This window comes from Brucella sp. NBRC 12953, from assembly GCF_040369775.1.
Classification (GTDB): Bacteria; Pseudomonadota; Alphaproteobacteria; order Rhizobiales; family Rhizobiaceae; genus Brucella; species Brucella pseudogrignonensis.
Map to the genome: position 1 here is coordinate 339,652 of NZ_BAABSV010000001.1, position 20,931 is coordinate 360,582.

Below are 20,931 nucleotides of genomic sequence, written 5' to 3' on the forward strand. Positions count from 1 at the left end.
TGCTGCGTCAGCAATTTGAGCCTTGGTATTAACATTGCGATGCGTGTGTTTAACGGTCTGGTTACCTTGTTCGTTTACGTTTCCTTACAAAATTGGCTGTTTGCCTTTGTATGGGTGAGGGCGGTTGCTCGAGAACCGTTGTCTCGCGGAGTGTCGGAATGACTGAAGTCGATAGCCTGTCGAAAGACGCAGATATTGATATCGGTGCGCTCTTTGCGAGCCTGCGCCGAAATTGGCTTTTGATTATCAGTGGTGCAGCCATCATGGCTGTGCTGGCGTGGATTATTTGTCTGCTTATCACCCCGGACTATCGTGCAGAAACGCGCATTCTGATTGAATCGCGCGAGTCCGTTTTTACGCGCCCCAATGGTGAAGCGACGACTGAACGTCCGGTCATGGACCCCGAAGGCGTTAAAAGTCAGGTCGAGGTTCTAACCTCTGGCGATCTTTTGAAGCAGGTCGCAGACAGGCTCAAGCTTACCCAAAACGAGGCATTTACCTCAACGAATATAAGGCCTTGGACGCGTGTCTTGATTCTTCTTGGGATGCGTAACAACCCAGAAAATCTGACGCCTGAAGAGCGTGCGTTGCAGATTCTGCGTCAAAACCTGCAAGTCTTCAATGTCGCTGGTTCACGCGTGATCGTGGTTCAATATACGTCTGCCAGTGCGCAGGAAGCAGCTGATATCGCAAATGCAGTTGCAGACGCATATATCGCGCTTCAAGGTGCTGCAAAACTTCAATCCAATGATGATGCTACCGGTTGGCTCGCGCCTGAAATCGAGGATCTGCGCGGTAAGGTTCGCGATTCAGAAAAGAAAGTCGCTGATTATCGTGCGGCCCAAGGACTTCTGACCGGACAGACGAACACCACCATCGCCGCCCAGCAGCTCACAGAAGTTACAACCGAACTTACGCGTCTGCGCGCCAATCGTGCCGCTTCGGAGGCCCGCGCCGAGAGCGTCCGTCAGGCACTCGCTTCGGGTGTGCCGGTTGATACGCTGCCCGATGTGGTTGCGTCCGGCATGATGCAGCGCCTTGCTGAACGTCGCATTGAACGCAACGCGCAAATTGCCGATCTATCGGTGACGCTGCTTGAAGGTCATCCGCGTATTAAGGCTTTGCGTTCGCAGCTTGCCGATCTGGATCGTCAGATTAATGCGGAAGGTCGCAAATTGCTTGCGAGCCTCAATAATGAGGTGAACGCCGCGAAACTTCGCGAAGATGAGCTTAACCGCGAGCTTAACCGTGTCAAAGCACAGGCCGCACAGGCTGGTGCACAGGAAGTGGAGTTGCGGGCTCTTGAGCGTGAAGCCGCGGCTCAACGTCAGCTTCTGGAAACTTATCTGACGCGTTATCGCGAAGCTGCGTCGCGAACGGATCGCAATTATGTTCCTGCCGATGCGCGCATCTTCTCGCGTGCCGATGCACCTGCGGTTCCTTATTATCCGAAGATCTTGCCTATCGTCAGCGCAACCTTTGTTGCCGGGCTTCTCATTCTTTCAATCTTCGTATTGCTACGTGAGCTGTTCAGCGGTCGGGCATTTGTAACTGCGGATGGAAGGCGCATTGCTTCGGTCGAAGAAATTGAAATGCCGGTCATTGAGGCTGCGACCGATATGGCTTTTGTTCCGCCTTCGGAAAATGAACTAGAAGGCTCTCACAGGCCGGTCCGGCATTGGACATCGCCATTCATGACGGAAGCTTTGGTCGAAATCGACCAGAATGTTCCAGCCGTTCCGGAAAACCCGAATGGTGTGAAAGCGGTTGCCGATAGGCTCGTGGCGAACAAATTGAAGCGCGTTATTGCGGTTTCGCCAGAAGGCGATACGGCTTCCGCGGGCACTGTTCGGTTGCTGCGCGAGCTGGCGGATCGTGGCAAGCGTGCCATTCTGATCGATATGACTGCCTATGGTACGTTGGGGCGGACAATGCTGGATGGCGGCAACCGTGCCGGCATTACAGAGCTTCTCGCGGGAGAACGCCGCTTCAATGACGTCATTCACACCGACCACTATTCTCAGGCGCATGTAATGCCGCTTGGTAAAGTTGAGCCGGAAAGCGCAATGCGTTCGGCTGATCGTCTGCCGTATATTCTTGACGCGCTGGAAACGGTTTATGATTTCGTCGTTGTCGAATGTGGTCCTTCGACCTCACGTCAAATACGCCGTATCGCAGATGGTCCGGCATTGGTTATCATGAATATCGTCGATCCTGACGACAACACTGTCGTTATGGCAGCCCTTGATATGGATCAGGGTGGCTATGAAGACGTCATCATTCTGATGGATAATCCGGCCCATGCTGCGGCTGCTTCCAGTTCTGAAACGCCACGGCCGACAGCCTGATTTCGATTCCCGATCAATGAGATAGCGCTTTCAACTGAATCAGATCGGGAAGCGCTTACCTTGAAATCTCAGCGTAGGGCCAATTTGCTCCGCATGGTCTTGGCTAATTGCCATAGGCGCGGATTACCCTTGATTTTAGCAACCACCTTGCTTCTTGCTGATTGCAATACAGTGAATGCTTTGCCTTTTGCAGTCAGCGGAATGATGGTGTCGTAGATGCTGGATTGGATATCGCACCATTCCCGCTTATAGGGCTCATCGCCGATACCGAAACTATAGATGTCTCGTCCGCTCTCGCAGTTTTTCTTGATATCTTCGTAGAACAAAAACTCGCCGGGGCTGGCGGTCATCAACTCATCATCGGCAATGGCGCTGAACTCGACGGTTGGCCCGGATTTCGAGATGCTCTTGCCAATAAGCGAACGGATTTTGCCGTTCACCTCCAGAACCCGAAGTTCGAAATTTGGAGATTGTTGTTCTGCAGCATGGCTATAAAGCTGTTTAAAGAAGGCCTGAATGTCTGCCTCTGCAAAAGGGTCGCTTATTCCCATTTGTTTAAAACGGTGGGCTTTGAGTGCAAAGAATGCGTCGAGCGCCTGCTCAGATTGCAGACGAGATTCAGGCCTATAAATCCGCCATCCGCCAGCTTCTTCATAACGCCGACCATGCTGACGATGTTTTTTAAGTTTACGCTTGGCGTTGCTGCGCTCCAGCACGCTTTCAAAGCCGCAAGTGATAGATGCCGCAAGAACCGGATTAGGGTTCTCTGCGCTCTTCGTCTGTAACAACGGATTATCGCGCCCGGATAAGGACGGTAGCTGCCGCGTCAGTGAAAGCACATCCACGTCTGGGCGCGCTTTGCGTATAGCTGTCACAAGATTTTCGATTGATTTGTAATCAACCTGACCGTCAAGCCATGGGAAATTGCAATTCGCGTGGCTTCCACCGGGATAGCGCAGAACGCGTGCGCCATTCATTCTGAGAACTTCCAATGGCAATAGCATGATGGGCTCGTTGCCAGTAAAAAGACCCGCTACAAAGCTATCCGCATTAACTTGCCTGCGCCAGCAGTCGATCCAGTCAAAACTTTGAGCATTCCCGTGGACGGCATCCTGTTTTGACCAGATATCGCGCAACTGCTCATAATCGGTGATGAGCCGCGGTGTCAGGCTAACTATTGCCTTGTCAGTCACGTTCGACCCGCCCCCGCAAAATAATCAGTGGCGTTTTTGGCGCGGAGGTTGTGCCATCCACCAGATAATTCCCATGGCTGGCAAAACCCACAAAAGACCTGTGAGAAGGAAGTAGAGCAGATGTACCCATGCCGGTGAATTGGCGAGCTGGGCTACGGCGATGATCGTTGCAAAAACTGCATAGATAATCACAAGGGCTACCAGCAGAAACGTGCCAATGAGTTTTTTCAGCCGAACGGGCATGTCTTTCTCCTCTGTCCTGTCTTCACTAGCTCGTGAGCACGCGCAAAGGAAGCGAAAACGCGTCGGCATGTCGCGTGAACCTGTCTTGTAACCGCTTCGCCTATGCGGCATGTATCCCTGACTAAATATTGAAGGAAGAGATGGCATGGCGGCAGTTACCGTTCGACATGAAGGGCAGGGCGCAACAAGATCCCGCGATGATACAAATCGTCGGTTGATCCGGTATTGGCTCTATGCGGTTTTTGTCGTTCTGATCGCCATTGTCATGGTCGGCGGCGCCACCCGCATGACAGGCTCGGGCCTGTCGATTACCGAGTGGAAGCCGATCCATGGCGTTATTCCGCCACTCAATCATGCAGAATGGCTGGAAGAATTCGATAAGTACCGCCAGATTCCGCAATATCAGCAGATTAACAAGGGCATGGCCCTCGAAGAGTTTCAGTTCATCTTCTGGTGGGAATGGGCGCATCGTATGCTGGCCCGCTTCGTGGGCTTTCTGGTAGCCGTGCCGCTTGCGTTCTTCTGGCTTACGGGCCGTCTTAACACGACACTGAAATATCGTATGCTCGGACTGCTTGCATTGGGCGGTTTTCAGGGCGCAATCGGCTGGTGGATGGTTGCATCTGGCCTGAGCGAGCGCACAAGCGTCAGCCAGTATCGCCTGGCGATCCATCTGACCACAGCCTGCGTCATCATAACGGCAGTGTTCTACATCGCCCGCGGTTTGGTGAAATATACCGAACGCCCGGCGGAACGGTCTATCCAGCGTTTCGCTGGCTGGCTGGTATTTGCGGTGCTGATACAGATTTATCTTGGCGGTCTGGTTGCCGGTCTTCATGCCGGTCTGACTTATAACACCTGGCCATTGATGGACGGCGCGATCATTCCGTCAGATCTGTTCATACAATCGCCTTGGTGGCGTAACCTGTTTGAAAATCCAAAGACCGTGCAGTTCGTTCACCGGATGTTTGCCTATACGGTGCTGGTTCTGGCTGTACTTCACGCCGTGCAGGTCTGGAAAAACGCAGCTGCGACCACCCATGCGCGCCGGACCATCGTTCTGCTGGGTCTGATACTGGTACAGGCAGCCATCGGCATTGCAACACTTCTGATGAGCGTTCCTCTTGATCTCGGTCTCACACACCAGTTTGTTGCGCTGATGGTGCTGGCCTTTGCTGTGGCACATTGGCGCGCAACGAAGGGCGCTTACGAGGGATAGGCTTCGGGCCTATTATGAAGGGGGCCCGAGCCTAAGCCGTCAGGCGCAGGCTTCGTAGCGCGGAGGCTATTTTCAGCTCCCGCGCTTCATCGGCATCATTGCCGTCTTCACGGTGCCACGCCGCCGAAAGGCAGCCATAAGCAAAAGCATAATCCAGAACATAGGCTGGATCGCGTTTGAGAATTGGCGCGAAATGCTCGGCCATGTGCCTTGCGCGTTGAAGATCAAGGCACAGATCATCGCGATCAAGCGGATTGTAGAAGATATTGGCGGCATCGAATGCTGCATCACCTATCAGTCCATGGGGATCTATCACCAGCCAGCCACGCGGCCCCCAAATGACGTTCTCGTGGTGAATGTCACCATGCAGCGGAATGGCGCTATGTGGCGATGACAGAAGGCGTTGGGCTAGGGATGCGGCTTCCGCATAGACCGGGCTTTCATTGGCGACTGCAAACAGACCTGCGAAATGCTTATCCAAAGGCTGCAGATCAGTGGGAACGGCAGCGGGAGAAGGCTGATGCAGTGCAGCCAGAACCTCACCGAAAACTGTCAGGCACTCGCCGTCTTTACCGTTCTTCAGGTGCTGATCAAGATGATAGCTGCCCGCATATTCGAGCAGCATCGACGTGCCCTTGAGATCGTAAAGCTTTGCAGCGCCGTGACCGTCACGCCATGAAAGATAATGCGCGCCACGCAATTCCTCCATTCCTGCAGGCTTCAGCTGCTTGATAACAAAAACCTCGTCTGGATAGTCGTTGCGTTCGACTTTCCAGACGAGGCTTGAATGTGTATCAGCCAGTGGCTCAAAAGAGCCGATATTCCATTCGGCAGGGAATATCGGCCTTTCCGTCATTAGGCTTCTCCAAGCATCAGGTTCATGTTCTGAACAGCGGCACCCGAAGCACCCTTGCCGAGATTGTCGAGCAGCGCCACGAGATTGACCTGATTGTCACCTTCCGTGCCAAACACGAACAGCTTCATGCCATCCTTGCCTGCAAGCTCCTCAGCATCGACGCGCGCAAGCTTGCTGCTTTCATCAAGCGAAACCACTTCCACAATATCCTGACCGGCGTAATGGGCAGTCAGAGCGGCATGAATATCCTTGAGCGATGGAGTGCCTCCAAGCTCGGTAACAAACAGCGGAACCTGAACGATCATACCCTGCGGGAAACGGCCCACGCTTGGGCTGAAAATCGGACGACGATCCAGACGGCCATGCAACTGAAGTTCCGGCACATGCTTGTGGTGCAGCGACAAGCCATAAAGGAAGTTATTGGCTGCGAGATGCTCTGGATGGTTCTTGTCTTCCATCTGCGCGATCATCTGCTTGCCGCCGCCCGTATAGCCGGAAACCGCGTTGACGCTGATCGGATAATCCGCAGCCAGCAGGCCAGCGTCGCGCAATGGGCGCACCAGTGCGATTGCACCCGTCGGATAGCAGCCGGGATTGGCAACGAGCCGTGCCTCAGAGATCCGCTCACGCTGTCCTTTTGCAAGCTCTGCAAAACCATAGGCCCAGTCGGCATGTACCCGATGTGCGGTCGAGGTATCGATGATGCGGGTCGAGTTGTGACCTTCCAGCAGCGTGACAGCTTCCTTGGAAGCATCGTCCGGCAGGCAGAGGATCGCGATATCGGCAGCGCGCAGATAGTCGGCGCGCAAATCCTTGTTGCGTCGCTCGGCTTCCGGGATGGAAATAACTTCAAGATCGTCGCGCTCGGCAAGGCGGCTGCGGATTTGCAGACCAGTTGTGCCGTGTTCGCCGTCGATGAAGATTTTCGGTTTCATGCGCTTTGCCTTTAGATTTCAGAAAGTTACATCAGTATTCGGAATCGATTTTTCAGCTGCTTGAATCAGTTTCTGAGCTTTATCTATCGTCGTCGTGCTTTTTGTTCAGCCAGCAATCCAAGATAATACATTGCGATTGTGGCACCTGCGATTGCCGTTATATCAGCATGATCATAAGCCGGTGCAACCTCAACAACGTCCGCACCCACAAAATCAAGCGAAGTGAGCTTACGAAGCACGGAAAGCATTTTCGCAGACGAAGGGCCACCGGCAACAGGTGTGCCTGTTCCTGGCGCAAAGGCTGGGTCGAGGCAATCAATGTCGAAAGTCAGATAGGTCTTCTTGCCAGCGGTGCGCTTGAGAATTTCGTCAGCAATTGCCTGCGCCGACATATCCTCGACTTCGTGACCATAAATGATCTTGATGCCGCAATCTTCCGGCGCGTGTGTGCGAATACCGACCTGGATCGAATGTTTGGGATCGATAATCCCGTCACGAACGGCACGCGCGACGAAAGAGCCGTGATCGATGCGTTTGCCATCGTCGAACCACGTATCCTGATGTGCGTCAAACTGAACGAGCGCCAGTGGGCCATATTTTGCAGCGTGGGCTTTAAGCAGGGGCCACGTCACGAAATGATCGCCGCCAAGCGTTAGCAAAAATGCATCTGATTTGAGGACTTTTGCGGCTTCCCGCTCGATAGTCGCTGGCGTCTTATAATGATTGCCATAATCAAGCAGGCAATCACCGTAGTCGATGACAGCAAGGTCTTCGAACAGATCGCGCTCGAATGGATATTGCGGATCATTATCGAAAATGGCCGATGCACGCCGAATGGCCTGCGGACCAAACCGTGCGCCCGGACGATTAGAGACCGCCGCATCGAACGGAATACCCCAGACCACGGCTTCAGCACCTTTCAGCGATTTACTGTAAAGACGCCGCATAAACGACAGCACACCCGCATGGGTGGGGTCGGTGGCAGCACTTGTCAGGCTGCGAGCGGTGAAAGCATGGTCAATCGTCTTAGAGGGCATGGCCGGCTCCCGGATGGTGTCTCAACTCTCATAGCGCTTCACGAAGCAAAATGGGAGATTGCTTTATGCGGTTTTAAAGCATGTCGCGGAAAAGTGGGAACCGGTTTTCCGATAACGATATGCTTAAAATCAAAAAAGATGGAGCGATCATGATGATTACGATTAAGTGCGACGCGATCTATCTTCAAACCCGTAAGCACGTTCTACACGCGCAATGCGAACGCAATACGCTTCATACCATTGCTGACGGCCAAGCTTTTGCGCCACAAGATGATCAACGTCGCGCTTCCATGCGCGGATGCTGTCTTCATCCACCCAGAATGAATTGGTGATGCCGAAACCTTCTGCATCGCGCGCACTCTCAACGCCAATATAGCCGGGCTGCTTTGCAGCAAGCTCCGCCATGCGGTCGGCCATTTCACCATAGCCATCATCATCGCCCATGCGTTGCGACGAAAACGAAACAACGAAGTAGGGCGGTTGGGGTGTATGAGCGAAGCGGTCAGATGTGGTCGTGGACATAGGCATAATCCGTTGGCGAAAAATCTCGGGCTTCCTTCTTCATGACGGCAGAGCCGATTGCTTTCAACTGCGGCGAAGACGCGCTCCTGACAAGATATTGCCCCCGCACAACCATGATTGTTGGAACTCAACGGCTCGTAGCTAATGCCTTCTTTTGAAGAGGGACATTATGAAAAAAGTGATTCTACCGGTTTCAATTATATTTGCTTGCTCTGCGGTCTTATCCGGATGTGTGACCGACCAGCGTGCCGCGCGCCTACAGCTTGAGCAGCAAAATGTGAGTGCTGTGAACTGGATGCAACAATCTGGCGAATACGAGGCGCTTGCCTATCAGGCCTTTAACAGTGCGCGCAAAGCGTTCGATACGGCAAAGGTTCGCAAGGGTTACAGGAAAGCCGTGATCGTTGATCTCGATGAGACGATGATCGATAATTCAGCTTATGCGGGATGGCGTATCCAACATAATTTGCCTTACACAGAGAAGACCTGGGCGCGCTGGATGGCTGCTGAACAGGCAAGGCCACTCGCCGGTGCTGTCGAGTTTGCACGTTATGTAAACGCGCATGGTGGCACGATGATTTATGTGACAAACCGTGATGCAAGATCGTTTGAACATACGGCAGAAAACATCAAGAAGCTGGGCTTTCCCGGTGTGTCGGCAAAAACTCTGCTTCTGAATAATGGTCAACCCAACAAACAGGCGCGCTTTGATGCTGTGAAGGCAGCAGGTTTTGATGTCGTGATCTATATCGGCGACAATCTCAACGATTTCGGAACTGCGACTTATCATAAGAGCAATCAGCAGCGCCGCGCATTCGTCGCAGCTAACCGCGAAGCCTTTGGTACAAAGTTCTTCATGTTGCCCAATCCGAGTTATGGTGATTGGGTTTCTGGAATGGCACCCGACTACTACAAACTGCCTGTCGCAAAACAGTTGGACGTCAACCGTAAAGCCATTCGTGCTTGGGCAGGCTAATGCGATTGGCTTTAGCCAACCATCAAAACAAAAAAGCGGACCCGAAGGCCCGCTTTTCTGTAATTCCAAAGCGATAAATATGAATGCTTCGAGAACTGGCCTGAAGCGTATTAACGCTTCGAGAACTGGAACGAACGGCGAGCCTTGGCCTTACCGTACTTCTTACGTTCAACAACGCGGCTATCGCGAGTAAGGAAGCCACCCTTCTTGAGAACCGTGCGAAGGCCTGGTTCGTAGTAGGTGAGTGCCTTGGAGATGCCGTGACGAACAGCACCGGCCTGACCGGAAAGACCGCCGCCAACAACAGTTGCGACAACGTCGAACTGACCAGCGCGGTTCGAAGCAACGATTGGCTGCTGCAGGATCATCTGCAGAACCGGACGTGCGAAGTATGCAGCAAATTCTTTGCCGTTGACTGTGATCTTGCCAGAACCTGGCTTGACCCAAACGCGAGCAATCGCGTCTTTACGCTTGCCGGTCGCATAAGCGCGGCCCTGAGCGTCGATCTTCTGAACGTGAACCGGAGCGGCCTGTTCAGCGGCTACGCTGCCGAGTTCTTCGAGCGAGTTGAGCTGCTCAGCCATGATTATGCATTCCCTTTGTTCTTGCGGTTCAGCGCTGCTACGTCCAGAACTTCTGGCTGCTGAGCTTCATGCTGATGTTCTGCACCTGCGTAAACGCGCAGGTTCTTCATCTGGCGACGGCCAAGAGGACCGCGTGGGATCATGCGCTCGATAGCCTTTTCAAGAACGCGTTCCGGGAAACGGCCTTCGAGAATCTGGCGAGCAGTACGTTCCTTGATGCCACCTGGATGGCCAGTGTGCCAGTAGTAAACCTTGTCGGTGTACTTCTTGCCGGTCAGAACAACCTTGTCTGCATTGATGATGATGACATTGTCGCCATCGTCAACGTGCGGGGTGAAGGTTGCTTTGTGCTTACCGCGCAGGCGATTGGCGACGAGGGATGCGAGACGACCGACGACGAGACCTTCTGCGTCGATCAGAATCCACTTCTTCACCACTTCGGCTGGCTTCTGAGAAAAAGTTGCCATTGAAGTCTTCCTTGACTTAATCCCCGATCTTGCGATCCGGGCTTTTCTTGTTGCTTGTTTTGGTCGTACCAATCGTGACGACGGCCAACCGTAAGAACGTATAAAAGCGGACTTCCATACGTGCTGGGCGGGTCGATACACAAACTCTGGCGGGCCGTCAAGCGCTGTTTTTACAGCAATCTTTTAAAAACTCAATAAAAACAATAAGTTATGATATTGGTATTATAATACCGTATCTTTTTATCGTGGTGGAATGGAATAAGTCGCGGTTGCGTGTGCAATAAGCTCACCTGTTGTGGCGCTTGTCAGGCTTATTTCCAAAACGGCCAAACGCTTTCCGAGTTTGAGAATCCGTGCCACGGCTTCGACTATGCCCGGATCGGCTTTGCGGAGAAAATTGATGTTGAGGTTGGTCGTGACCGCCAGCGCTACAGGCCCGATATGACCTAAAATGGCCGCATAAGCCGCCACATCAGCCAGAGCAAAGAGAGAAGGGCCGGATACAGTGCCGCCCGGGCGTAAATGTTGTTCGTCAGCATGAAGATGCATGATCGCAGCACCTTCACTGACCGAGACGATCTTAAAGCTTTCACCAAGCTGCGGAAATTCGCGCCCCATGAAGGTTTGCAAATCTTCAATGCTCATGACGGGACTCAAGCCGATATGGTGTGCGGTGCTGATGTTCATCTTCTCTCCCTTGCAATAAGAAATAGGGGGAGTGTGGCCGGTCTTGCAAGCCTGTGTTTCTGTATGCTTACAATAAAAGCCGCAATGGCATTGGAGGAACGTTATGCAGATGTCTTCAGATAACGAGATTCGCGATATTCTGCAGTCCGTCAGAACGATTGCTTTGCTTGGTGCTTCGCCAAAACCGGAGCGGCCGAGCAACGGTGTCATGAAGTTTCTGTTGGATCGTGGCTATCACGTCATTCCCGTTAATCCGGGGCAGGTGGGAAAGACCATCCACGGGCAGCAAGTCGTAGCCGAGCTTGCCGACATCAATGAGCCGATTGATATGGTGGACGTGTTTCGCGCGTCCTATTCACTTCCCGGTATTGTGGATGAAATTCTCGCCTTAAAACATCGCCCGGCCGTTCTTTGGACACAGCTTGATGTGGTGCATGAAGAGGCTGCAAAAAAGGCTGAAGAAGCTGGTTTGAAGGTTGTGATGGATCGGTGTCCAGCTATCGAGTACCCGCGTCTGATTGGTTGACCGTAAACCACGGAATTAATTTCTTTAATTGTATCGCTGGGAGCAAATTCCTCCTTTGCTTTCTCTCACGCAAAGCCTAACGTCCGGTCACATTATTTGGCATAGGCTGTCAGGAGGAACTCATGTCTAAGCGCTCACCAGGGATCGAAACACTCGCAGTTCACGCAGGCGCGAAGCCTGACCCAACTACGGGCGCGCGGGCCACGCCGATCTATCAGACCACATCCTTCGTGTTTAACGATGCAGATCATGCCGCATCTCTGTTTGGCCTGCAGGCTTTTGGCAATATCTATACGCGCATCACAAACCCAACTACAGCCGTTCTGGAAGAGCGCATTGCGGCACTTGAAGGTGGTACGGCTGCTGTTGCGACGGCTTCCGGTCATGCTGCACAGCTGCTTGTTTTTCATACACTGCTGCAGCCGGGTGATAATTTCATCGCAGCGCGCCAGCTTTACGGCGGTTCGATCAACCAGTTCGGTCAGTCGTTCAAATCTTTCGGCTGGCAGGTTCGTTGGGCTGATGCGACCAACCCGACCGATTTCGCAAAGCAGATCGATAGCAAGACACGCGCAATCTTCATTGAAAGCTTTGCCAATCCGGGCGGGATCGTCGTCGATATCGAAGCGATTGCCGAAATCGCGCATAAGCATGGCCTGCCACTGATCGTAGATAACACGCTGGCATCGCCTTATCTGGTGCGCCCGATTGAGCATGGCGCGGATATCGTCGTGCATTCGCTGACCAAGTTCATCGGCGGTCATGGCAATTCGATGGGGGGCATTCTGGTTGACGCAGGCACATTTGATTGGGCCAAGTCCGGCAATTATCCGCTTCTGACTGAACCCCGCCCAGACTATGCCGGGCTCGAATTGCATAAGACCTTTGGCAATATCTCGTTTGCCATTGCGGCGCGCGTGCTCGGTCTGCGCGATTTTGGCCCAGCCATTTCACCGTTCAATGCGTTCCAGATACTGACAGGCGTTGAAACATTGCCACTGCGTATGCAGCGCCACGCGGATAACGCATTGAAGGTTGCGTCATGGCTGCATGGGCACGAAAAAGTGTCCTGGGTGAATTATGCGGGACTGCCGCATGACAAATATCATGCGCTGCAGCAGAAATATTCGCCGAAGGGCGCTGGCTCGGTTTTCACCTTCGGTCTGAAGAGCGGTTATGAAGCGGGCGTCAAGTTTGTTGATAGCCTTGAGCTGTTCTCGCTTCTGGCCAATATCGGTGACACGCGTTCGCTGGTTATTCACCCGGCATCAACAACGCATCGTCAGCTGACTGACGAACAGAAGGTTGCTGCGGGCGCAGGCCCTCATGTTGTTCGTCTGTCCATTGGCATCGAAGACGCTGATGACATCATTGCTGATATCGAGCAGGCACTCGCCAAGGTTTGATGCGATGAGCCGATTCCTCAGTTTTGATATCGATGGTGTGGAACCAGAAGAAAGCGCTCCTTTGCCGGAGCGCGTTCTTTTGGGCGATCCGCGGTTTCTTACGTGGAACTTCGAGGAAAGTACCGACGGCAAGCTATTCGCAGGCGTATGGGAGAGCTCACCCGGAAAATGGCGCGTAGAATATGACGAATGGGAGTTTTGTCATATTTTGGCAGGCCACTCGGTTCTGACGGAAGAGGGTGGTGAAGCACGCACGCTTAAAGCAGGCGATAGTTTTGTTATTCAACCGGGTTTCAAAGGTACCTGGGACGTTATTGAAACTACGCGCAAGGAATATGTAATCCGGCTTTGAAAGTACCGCTTGATTGTCTGAAACTGAAAGGCCCGGTCGATCGACCGGGCCTATCTTTTTAAGCGCCGTATGGCACCCAAATGTTTTTGACCTGAACAGCTCTGCGCAAGTAATCGCGACCTTGTGCTTCGCTGGTATTGTTCCAGTTAGGCAGGCGGCCATTATTGACCCAAGTGGCCTTGAGATTTCCGGCAGAAGCCTTTTCAACCATCGCGCTGCCTTCCTTAGAACCGAAGTACCAAAGGGCTGCCACTTCATCATGTTCAGCCAATGTCTTGGCTAAGACATCACGTTCGCCGGTGACAATGTTGATTACACCACCCGGCACATCCGATGTGTCGAGCACCTGATAGAAATCGCCAGCAATCAGCGGATGACGGCTTGATGGCACGACAACTGCGCGATTACCCATCGCAATGGCAGGCAGCACAAGCGAGACCAGCGACAAAAGCGGAGCTTCATCCGGGCAGACGATACCCATCACACCCCATGGCTCGTTCATGGCGAGCGTCACATGGCGCGACTTGGTTGAATGTACCGCGCCGTCGAACTTGTCGGCCTGTGCCGCATAATAGAAAATGCGGCGCAGGGATGCTTCGACTTCTTCAGTAGCTTTCTTTTCGCTGACGCCGGCGCTGTCAACGAGGCGAGCCAAAAATTTGTCGCGGCGTGCATCGAGGTTTTCACCCAGATAGTAAAGCACCTGTGCCCGGTTATGGGCGGTCGCGCTGCCCCAGTTTGATGCTTTGGCTGCCGCCTCAACCGCATTGCGGATATCTTTGCGGTTGCCAATGCCAGCCTGACCTATAACTGCGCCGCCTTTGCCTGTAACCGAATAGCTATAACCACCATCAGGACGAGCCTGCTTGCCGCCAATATAGTTCTTCATCGTACGGTCAATGCCATTGATGACGATCTTGTCTTCACCTGACGGCGCCGCAGACGGTACAAAGCTTTCGACAGCCTTTGGAGAAGTCAGCGTCTTTTCCCAATCGGCTGCAAGATACTCGTAAAGGCCTTCGCGTGCACCTTCACGGCCGTATCCGCTTTCGCGATAACCGCCAAAGCCTGCGCCTGCATCCAGCATATTGGTGCAGTTGATCCAGACAACACCGGCTTTGACGCGGGCTGCGAGGTCGAGCGCAACATTGATGTTTTCCGACCAGATGGATACGGCAAGACCGTAACTCGTATTGTTGGCGAGTGCCACAGCCTCATCTGGCGTACGGAAGGTTGTGGCGGCGGCGATTGGTCCGAAGATTTCCACCTGGCAGACCGTTGCCGCCTGATCGACCTCAGTGAAAAAACCGGGCGCAATGTAATTACCCTTGGCAGGCAGCGGATGAGGCGTCTGCCAGAGTTGTCCACCTTCATCGATACCTTTCTGGATCAGATCGGATATGCGTTTCACCTGAGTAGGCGAGACAATGGCGCCAACATCGGTGGATTTGTCGAGCGGATCACCGACGCGCAGGCTTTCAAGACGCTTTTTCAACTTGGCATAGAAGCGATCGGCAATACCTTCCTGCACCAGAAGGCGTGAACCCGCGCAGCAGACCTCGCCCTGGTTAAACCAGATGGCATCGACAACACCTTCAACAGCGGCATCGAGATCAGCATCTTCAAATACGATGAAGGGCGATTTGCCACCAAGCTCCAGTGAGAGCTTCTTGCCAGAACCTGCAATTTGCTCGCGGATGATGCGGCCCACTTGTGTCGAGCCGGTGAAAGCAACCTTGTCGACGCCGTCATGACCGCAGAGGCTCGCACCCGTTGTGCCATCGCCCTGTACGATATTGACCACACCGGCAGGCAGGCCAACTTCGTGGCAGATTTCTGCAAAGGCAATAGCGGTCAGTGGTGTGAGATCAGCAGGCTTCAGCACCACCGTATTTCCCGCAGCCAAGGCCGGTGCGATCTTCCACGCCAGCATCAACAATGGGAAGTTCCAAGGGATCACCTGACCACAAACGCCAACCGGCGAGAAGCCCTTGAACTCATCTTCAACCATCTCCGCCCAACCGGCATGATGGTAGAAATGACGAACTGCCAGCGGAATATCGATATCGCGTGTTTCGCGCAGCGGTTTGCCATTATCCATGGTTTCCAGAACCGAGAGGAAGCGTTCGCGCTTCTGGATATGGCGGGCAATTGCATAAAGATATTTCGCACGTTCATGGCCGGATAGCTTCGACCATTTGCCAAATGCACCACGCGCAGCTTTCACAGCCTGATCGACGTCTTCCTGCGTTCCAAGTGTAATCTCGGCAAGCTTGTCGCCATTGGCAGGATTGGCCACGGCAATGGTTTTGCGGCCTTCCGGTTTGACGAAAGCGCCGTTGATATAATGACCGAAAAAATGGCCATGCTGTTCCAGCCACTGCTTCACATCGCCGTTTGCTTCAGGGGAAGGTCCATATTCCATGGTCTTCAGAATGTCCTTGATGGGTCGCATTTTATGTTCCTTACGAGCATTTCCAGCAAAACTGCGTGAGCGTTTGCGTAGGAGAATGCGAAATGCCAAGTTTAAGCAGCGGCGTGACGATTGGCGCTTGAATAGCGTCCGGTCACGAAGTGCTCTAATTGTCGTTCAATGTCGCCGAGCATCGATGATGCGCCGATGCGGAAAAGATCGGGTTCAAGCCAGCGATTGCCGAGTTCTTCTTTCATGAGCGTGAGCCAAGCGAGTGCGTCCTTGGCGGTCTTGAGACCACCGGCAGGCTTGAACCCGACGATCTGCCCGGATAGCTCGCCGTAATCCCGCAATGCCCGCACCATGGTAAGGCTGACGGGCAGCGTCGCGTTGACATCTTCCTTGCCGGTTGAGGTCTTGATGAAATCAGAACCCGCCTGCATGGCAACCATCGAAGCGCGATAAACATTGGTGAGCGTGTTGAGATCACCGGTTGCGAGAATGGCCTTCATATGCGCCTCGCCACAGGCTTCGCGCATGGCGGCGATTTCGTCATAAAGCGCCGACCAATTTTGTGTCAGCACATGCTCGCGGGTAATGACTATGTCGATTTCGTGCGCACCCTGCTCAACCGCATAGGTGATTTCTGCAAGGCGCAATGGCAAAGGTGTCAGACCTGCCGGAAAACCTGTTGCCACAGAGGCTACGGGAATGCCGGAGCCATCCAGTGCTTTGACTGCATGGGACACCATGGTTGGATAAACACAGACTGCGCCAGTGGTTATGCCTGCATCGAGCAGGCCGAGGGCTTCAAGAATGTCATCGCGCACGGGGCGGCGCGCTTTGGCACAAAGTCTGCGCACACGTCCGGCAGTATCATCACCGGCGAGCGTCGTCAGGTCGATGCACTGGATTGCACGGATAAGCCATGCTGCCTGATATTCTTTCTTGATCGAACGTCGCGCTGGCAGCGTTGCAGCGCGACGTTCCGAGGCGCTGCGGTTCACGACAACATCTTCAAACCATTCAGGCTTGAGCGGCGTGCCATTATTGCGGGGAAGGGTTTCGGTCATTGTATTGTCCGTCTGTGAGGTTTGTTGACGTTCAAGAGCACTTAGGCGCGTTCGATCAAAGGCGCGTGGTCACGGCAGAACGTTTCAAATTCATCGGCACTGGCATAAGCCTTTTGCGTGCCGGGTCGGGTGATGGAATGAGCGGCATAAAGGGAGGCTTTGCGAAGTGCAGCTTCCACATCGCCGGTCTCTGCATAAAAGCGTGCAAACGAGCCGATAAAAGCATCGCCTGCGCCTGTCGTATCTTTCGGTGTGACTTTGACCGGCGGGATATTGACGATCTCAGTTGCGGTAATCATGCGTGCGCCGCGTCCGCCCAGTGTCACGATGACCGTGCGGATCCCACGCGCAATCAGCGAGCGGGCGGCAACGACAATCTCATCATCCGTGCTGGTTGGAAGGCCAGACAAAAGAGCAAGCTCGCTCTCGTTGGGCACGAGGAAGGTCACTTGCCGGATGCGTTCCGGATCAAGATCAGCCGCCGCAGGTGCGGGGTTCAAAATGGTTTCGATGCCATTTTCAGCGGCAAAAGCGATTGTGTGGTAGACGGTCTCGACCGGCACTTCCATCTGCATGAGGATCAGGCCGCATTCCTTCAAATCATCGGCAGCCTTATCGACTTCGGCGGGCAGGAGGTCTGCATTTGCACCTTTGACGATCAGGATCGAGTTTTCGCCTGAAGGTTCGACGAAGATAGGGGCTACACCGCTCGACTTGCCCGGTACTTTGATAACGTGTCGCGTATCGACGCCAAAGCTATTGAGATTGCGGATCGTATTATCGGCAAAGACGTCATCGCCAACGCGCGTTACCATCATCACGTCGGCACCGAGGCGTGCGGCTGCAACAGCCTGATTTGCCCCTTTGCCGCCGCAGCCAATTTCGAACGTTGGTGCTTCAAGCGTCTCGCCGGGGCCAGGCATACGGTTCACATAGGTGATGAGATCCACCATGTTGGAGCCGACCACTCCGATCTTTCTGGTCATGAGAAGTTCCTTTGAAATTTCAGAGTGCCCTGATCTTGGCTTCAAACTGTTCGGCGGCAGGCTGATCGAGATAGCCAAGGCGCACGGGGAAGATGGCGCGCTCACCCGACGCCAGTATCCGCACATTGTTCTTGGCTTTTTCGGTGAGATAGCCTTCCGGCTCGCAAGTGGATGGCAGGGCAAAGGCTGCAACCTGCGCATCACCGTTGACGAGAATCCAGCGCACGGTTTTCGGGAAAGCCTCAACCGGATAGGAGATCGCAAAGCCGTCGCCATCGGCTAACTGCATCATCTGATGGGTCTTGCCATCGGCATCGGTTGGCAAGCCACGAATATAGAAAACCTGCTCGGGATCGTAGCGTTCCGGCTCATCGAGCACTTCCATCACGGAAGGATCTGCGGCCAGTTCATCAATCAAGGAGAGGTAATCGTCATTGGGTGTCACATGGCCCGGAACGGCCGTGCGAACCTGCACCTGATCTGGTGTAAAGGCGACCGGCTGCACAATGCGCGCGTCTTCGTCATAGGCGAAATTGACGTGGCACATATACATCAGCTCCATCGGAGCCGATGACAGGTTTTCAACATCCATGGTGATGTCGAAGAGCGTTTCCTTCGCATGAAGCCGAACGCTTGGCCGAGCGAGATAATGCGCGCCAAAGCCCATGACATATTCATATTCGCCAGTGACTTCGACAAAGCTGCCATGTTCATCGGCGCCGAATAAAAGCCCCGCCTTGTCCATCTTTGCGCAGGCCATCTCACCATGCAGAAGGTGATTATCCTGCGGCGAAGGGCAACCATTGCGCAAGATTCCGCTGTGAAAAGCAAAGCATCCATAAGTCTCGACGATGGTCGTTGCCGGGCGCGGCATGGAGAAGCTGTTGCCCATGGTAAGGTCAATGCCGTCGAACTCTGCGCCCCATACCATCTGCCCCATGAATGGAAGCACAATGATATTGCCGCGCTCGTTTTCGATCAGCAGAGCTTCGATGCCGCTTGGATAGCGAAATGCCGTAACACTCAGCCCGTCTGCACTGGCAATGACATGCGGTTGTTCGACAAAGTCCTGACGACGAAGATGAAATTCAATATCCTGCATTTGGGATCACCTGCCTTGATTGCGCGAAGCATTGATCGCGATGACGAGGATGAGGAACGCGCCCCAGATGAAGTCGATCAGGTGGTTGGAAAACCGCATCATCTGAAAGCCGGAGGAAAGAAGCATGAGAGCGATCAGCGCGATGGCGATGCCCAGCACGCGCCCCTTGCCACCAGCCGGATTGGTGCCGCCAAGCACGGCGATCAGAACCGCCTGCAGCAGATAGGACGCGCCATAATCGGACTTGGCCGCATTGGTACGTCCCGACAAAATGATGCCCGCAAGAGAGGCAAGAACGCCCGTCAGCATGTAGGAATAAAGGATCATGCGTTCTTTGCGGATGCCGGCAAACACGGCTGCGCGCGGGTTGGTGCCGATCAGCATCAGATTGATACCAAGCGTGGTGCGGGTCAGCAAAACTCCGACGAGAATGCAGACCACGATGAATAGAAGGAAAGGCGTGGCGATGCCCATGATTTTGCCATTGCCTACCCAGTTCCAAGCATCCGGAAAACCAACGATGGCAGGCCCGCCGGTAAGCACCAGCGCCAGTCCCATCAGAACCTGGCCTGTGCCGAGTGTTGCGAGGATCGGCGTAATGCGCAGTTTGGCAATCAGCAATCCATTCACAAGGCCTGATAGAAGCCCGATGAGTATCGCAAGCAGGATGCCAATGACCGTGTAGAACAACATTCCAGAGCCTGAAGTCTGGGCTGCCTGCACCATGGACGAGTGGAAATAGACGCCAGCGACGATACCCGCCAGATTGGCAATGCCGACCACCGAAAGATCAATGCCGCCCGTCAACATCGCAATCATCATGGCGATGGAAAGGATGCCCAGCTCCGGCATGATGTAGCTGATTGATTCAAAATTGTAGTAACGCAGGAATTTGTCCGGGTTCATCCAGGTCATCAGCGCAAACACAAGAACGGTGATCACAACGAGCTGGATGATATTGTTGTCTCCGCCAAGGATGCGGCGCATGTCGAAAGACTGTTTCATGTCGCTTTCTCCCTTCAGGCGATGCTTTTGCGATCGCGCCACGCCGTGATGGCGGTTGCTGCGATGATAATGAGGCCCACAACGACACGCTGCCATGTGGTATCGACCTTCATGATGATGAGCGAGTTTTTGACCATCACGAGCATGAAGACGCCCATGAGTGTGCCAAGCACTGTTCCGCGGCCACCGAAAATCGACGCGCCACCGAGAACCACGGCTGCGATCACATCGAGTTCGAGGCCTACAAAATCACGCGGATTGGCAAGCCAGATCATGGATGAATGCAGCAGTCCCGCAAAACCTGCCAAGGCACCCGCCACGCAATAAACGAAGAAGATCGTGCGGCGCGTGTTGAAGCCGACGCGCTTTGCGGCTTCCGGCGAGCCGCCATAGGCATAAACACTGCGTCCGATCATCGTATGGCTGAGGATCAAGTGGATCAGCAATGCAAGCGTGAGATAGACGAGGAACATCGCCGTCAGGCCAAAGGCTGTGCCGGAGGCCGAGGTGAGCGAAATTACGTCCGTCTTGCCAAACTCGATCAGCTCTTTCGGCATCTTGTTGATATTGACGATGCTGGTCCCGACAAGACCCAGAACAAGGCCGCGCACAATGGAGCCGGTGCCGAGCGTCACGATCAGCGGGATCATCTTGAAACGGTGGATGATGAAGCCGTTAAAGGCACCGAGCAGCAAGCCGATAAGCGTTGCCGCGACAAACGGAATGAACACACCATCATAGCCAAGGTAAACCATAGCGCGGACGGTCAGATACATTGCCGCAATAGCAAAGGCCGTAAACGATACGTCGATGCCGCCGGAAATCATCACCAGCAGAACGCCAAGCGCCATGATGCCGATCACGACATTGGAACGTAGAAGCCCGAAAATATTATCCAGTGACCAGAAGGCGGGGTTGATAAGACCAATGATAATCATTGCGGCGAGAAGCACACAGGCAATGATGAATTCGGTACTGCGAATGAATTTCATGTGCCGGTT

The 20,931-nt window shown here is 53.8% G+C and carries 21 protein-coding genes; 6 read left to right on the forward strand and 15 right to left on the reverse strand.

Going from position 1 to position 20,931, the window contains the following annotated elements:
- Positions 1–158: 158 nt before the first annotated feature.
- Positions 159–2,348: a GumC family protein gene (locus tag ABWV94_RS01715; protein WP_113498549.1), complete on the forward strand. Its 2,190-nt coding sequence runs from the start codon at positions 159–161 to the stop codon at positions 2,346–2,348.
- A gap of 68 nt (positions 2,349–2,416) precedes the next feature.
- Here ABWV94_RS01715 and ABWV94_RS01720 read toward each other — a convergent pair whose 3' ends face one another.
- Complete coding sequence (locus ABWV94_RS01720) at positions 2,417–3,541, reverse strand: GNAT family N-acetyltransferase (RefSeq protein WP_113498551.1); 1,125 nt, start codon at positions 3,539–3,541, stop codon at positions 2,417–2,419.
- A gap of 24 nt (positions 3,542–3,565) precedes the next feature.
- The gene (locus tag ABWV94_RS01725; protein WP_007874498.1) at positions 3,566–3,784 is read right to left on the reverse strand and encodes a DUF2842 domain-containing protein; all 219 of its coding nucleotides are present in this window, start codon (positions 3,782–3,784) and stop codon (positions 3,566–3,568) included.
- Positions 3,785–3,929: 145 nt separating this feature from the next.
- On the opposite strand from ABWV94_RS01725, the gene ABWV94_RS01730 reads away from it, so the two are divergent.
- Positions 3,930–5,003: a COX15/CtaA family protein gene (locus tag ABWV94_RS01730; RefSeq protein ID WP_094543716.1), complete on the forward strand. Its 1,074-nt coding sequence runs from the start codon at positions 3,930–3,932 to the stop codon at positions 5,001–5,003.
- Between the two features lie 31 nt (positions 5,004–5,034).
- On the opposite strand, the gene ABWV94_RS01735 is transcribed toward ABWV94_RS01730, so the two are convergent.
- From ABWV94_RS01735 to ABWV94_RS01750, 4 genes are all read right to left on the reverse strand, one after another.
- The gene (locus ABWV94_RS01735; protein WP_113498553.1) at positions 5,035–5,859 is read right to left on the reverse strand and encodes an aminoglycoside phosphotransferase family protein; all 825 of its coding nucleotides are present in this window, start codon (positions 5,857–5,859) and stop codon (positions 5,035–5,037) included.
- Positions 5,859–6,794, reverse strand: a complete 936-nt coding sequence (gene argC / locus ABWV94_RS01740; protein ID WP_113498555.1) for an N-acetyl-gamma-glutamyl-phosphate reductase — start codon at positions 6,792–6,794, stop codon at positions 5,859–5,861. The genes ABWV94_RS01735 and argC overlap by 1 nt, the downstream gene beginning before the upstream one ends.
- A gap of 83 nt (positions 6,795–6,877) precedes the next feature.
- Positions 6,878–7,831, reverse strand: coding sequence for an agmatinase (speB, locus tag ABWV94_RS01745; RefSeq protein WP_113498557.1), 954 nt, complete (start codon positions 7,829–7,831; stop codon positions 6,878–6,880).
- A 162-nt stretch (positions 7,832–7,993) separates the two neighbouring features.
- Complete coding sequence (locus ABWV94_RS01750; protein WP_113498559.1) at positions 7,994–8,353, reverse strand: antibiotic biosynthesis monooxygenase family protein; 360 nt, start codon at positions 8,351–8,353, stop codon at positions 7,994–7,996.
- Between the two features lie 169 nt (positions 8,354–8,522).
- On the opposite strand from ABWV94_RS01750, the gene ABWV94_RS01755 reads away from it, so the two are divergent.
- Positions 8,523–9,329 (forward strand): 5'-nucleotidase, lipoprotein e(P4) family, encoded by an 807-nt coding sequence (locus ABWV94_RS01755; RefSeq protein WP_113498561.1) that lies wholly within the window; start codon positions 8,523–8,525, stop codon positions 9,327–9,329.
- 110 nt (positions 9,330–9,439) lie between these two features.
- Here ABWV94_RS01755 and rpsI read toward each other — a convergent pair whose 3' ends face one another.
- The 3 genes from rpsI to ABWV94_RS01770 all read right to left on the reverse strand — a co-directional run bounded on the left by rpsI (position 9,440) and on the right by ABWV94_RS01770 (position 11,067).
- Positions 9,440–9,913: a 30S ribosomal protein S9 gene (gene rpsI / locus ABWV94_RS01760; RefSeq protein ID WP_064320455.1), complete on the reverse strand. Its 474-nt coding sequence runs from the start codon at positions 9,911–9,913 to the stop codon at positions 9,440–9,442.
- Positions 9,914–9,915: 2 nt separating this feature from the next.
- Entirely contained in the window at positions 9,916–10,380 is a 465-nt protein-coding gene (rplM, locus tag ABWV94_RS01765) for a 50S ribosomal protein L13 (RefSeq protein ID WP_007874511.1), read from the reverse strand.
- A gap of 240 nt (positions 10,381–10,620) precedes the next feature.
- Positions 10,621–11,067, reverse strand: a complete 447-nt coding sequence (locus ABWV94_RS01770) for a PaaI family thioesterase (protein WP_113498563.1) — start codon at positions 11,065–11,067, stop codon at positions 10,621–10,623.
- A 103-nt stretch (positions 11,068–11,170) separates the two neighbouring features.
- Here ABWV94_RS01770 and ABWV94_RS01775 point away from each other — a divergent pair, with 103 nt between their 5' ends.
- From ABWV94_RS01775 to ABWV94_RS01785, 3 genes are all read left to right on the forward strand, one after another.
- A complete protein-coding gene (locus ABWV94_RS01775; protein WP_113498565.1) occupies positions 11,171–11,593 on the forward strand; it encodes a CoA-binding protein in 423 nt (140 codons plus the stop codon).
- 122 nt (positions 11,594–11,715) lie between these two features.
- Entirely contained in the window at positions 11,716–12,999 is a 1,284-nt protein-coding gene (locus tag ABWV94_RS01780) for an O-acetylhomoserine aminocarboxypropyltransferase (protein WP_113498567.1), read from the forward strand.
- Between the two features lie 4 nt (positions 13,000–13,003).
- Positions 13,004–13,351 carry a cupin domain-containing protein gene (locus tag ABWV94_RS01785; protein WP_113498569.1) on the forward strand — a complete coding sequence of 116 codons (348 nt, stop codon included), beginning with the start codon at positions 13,004–13,006 and terminating at the stop codon, positions 13,349–13,351.
- Positions 13,352–13,409: 58 nt separating this feature from the next.
- On the opposite strand, the gene ABWV94_RS01790 is transcribed toward ABWV94_RS01785, so the two are convergent.
- The 6 genes from ABWV94_RS01790 to ABWV94_RS01815 all read right to left on the reverse strand — a co-directional run bounded on the left by ABWV94_RS01790 (position 13,410) and on the right by ABWV94_RS01815 (position 20,922).
- Entirely contained in the window at positions 13,410–15,806 is a 2,397-nt protein-coding gene (locus tag ABWV94_RS01790; RefSeq protein WP_162761732.1) for an aldehyde dehydrogenase family protein, read from the reverse strand.
- 71 nt (positions 15,807–15,877) lie between these two features.
- Entirely contained in the window at positions 15,878–16,837 is a 960-nt protein-coding gene (deoC, locus tag ABWV94_RS01795; RefSeq protein ID WP_113498571.1) for a deoxyribose-phosphate aldolase, read from the reverse strand.
- A 41-nt stretch (positions 16,838–16,878) separates the two neighbouring features.
- Complete coding sequence (rbsK, locus tag ABWV94_RS01800; protein WP_064320461.1) at positions 16,879–17,823, reverse strand: ribokinase; 945 nt, start codon at positions 17,821–17,823, stop codon at positions 16,879–16,881.
- Between the two features lie 19 nt (positions 17,824–17,842).
- Positions 17,843–18,925 (reverse strand): aldose 1-epimerase family protein, encoded by a 1,083-nt coding sequence (locus ABWV94_RS01805; RefSeq protein WP_353412529.1) that lies wholly within the window; start codon positions 18,923–18,925, stop codon positions 17,843–17,845.
- Between the two features lie 6 nt (positions 18,926–18,931).
- Positions 18,932–19,930, reverse strand: a complete 999-nt coding sequence (locus tag ABWV94_RS01810; RefSeq protein ID WP_105518393.1) for an ABC transporter permease — start codon at positions 19,928–19,930, stop codon at positions 18,932–18,934.
- Between the two features lie 14 nt (positions 19,931–19,944).
- Positions 19,945–20,922 (reverse strand): ABC transporter permease, encoded by a 978-nt coding sequence (locus ABWV94_RS01815; protein ID WP_094543718.1) that lies wholly within the window; start codon positions 20,920–20,922, stop codon positions 19,945–19,947.
- Between the last annotated feature and the right edge of the window lie 9 nt (positions 20,923–20,931).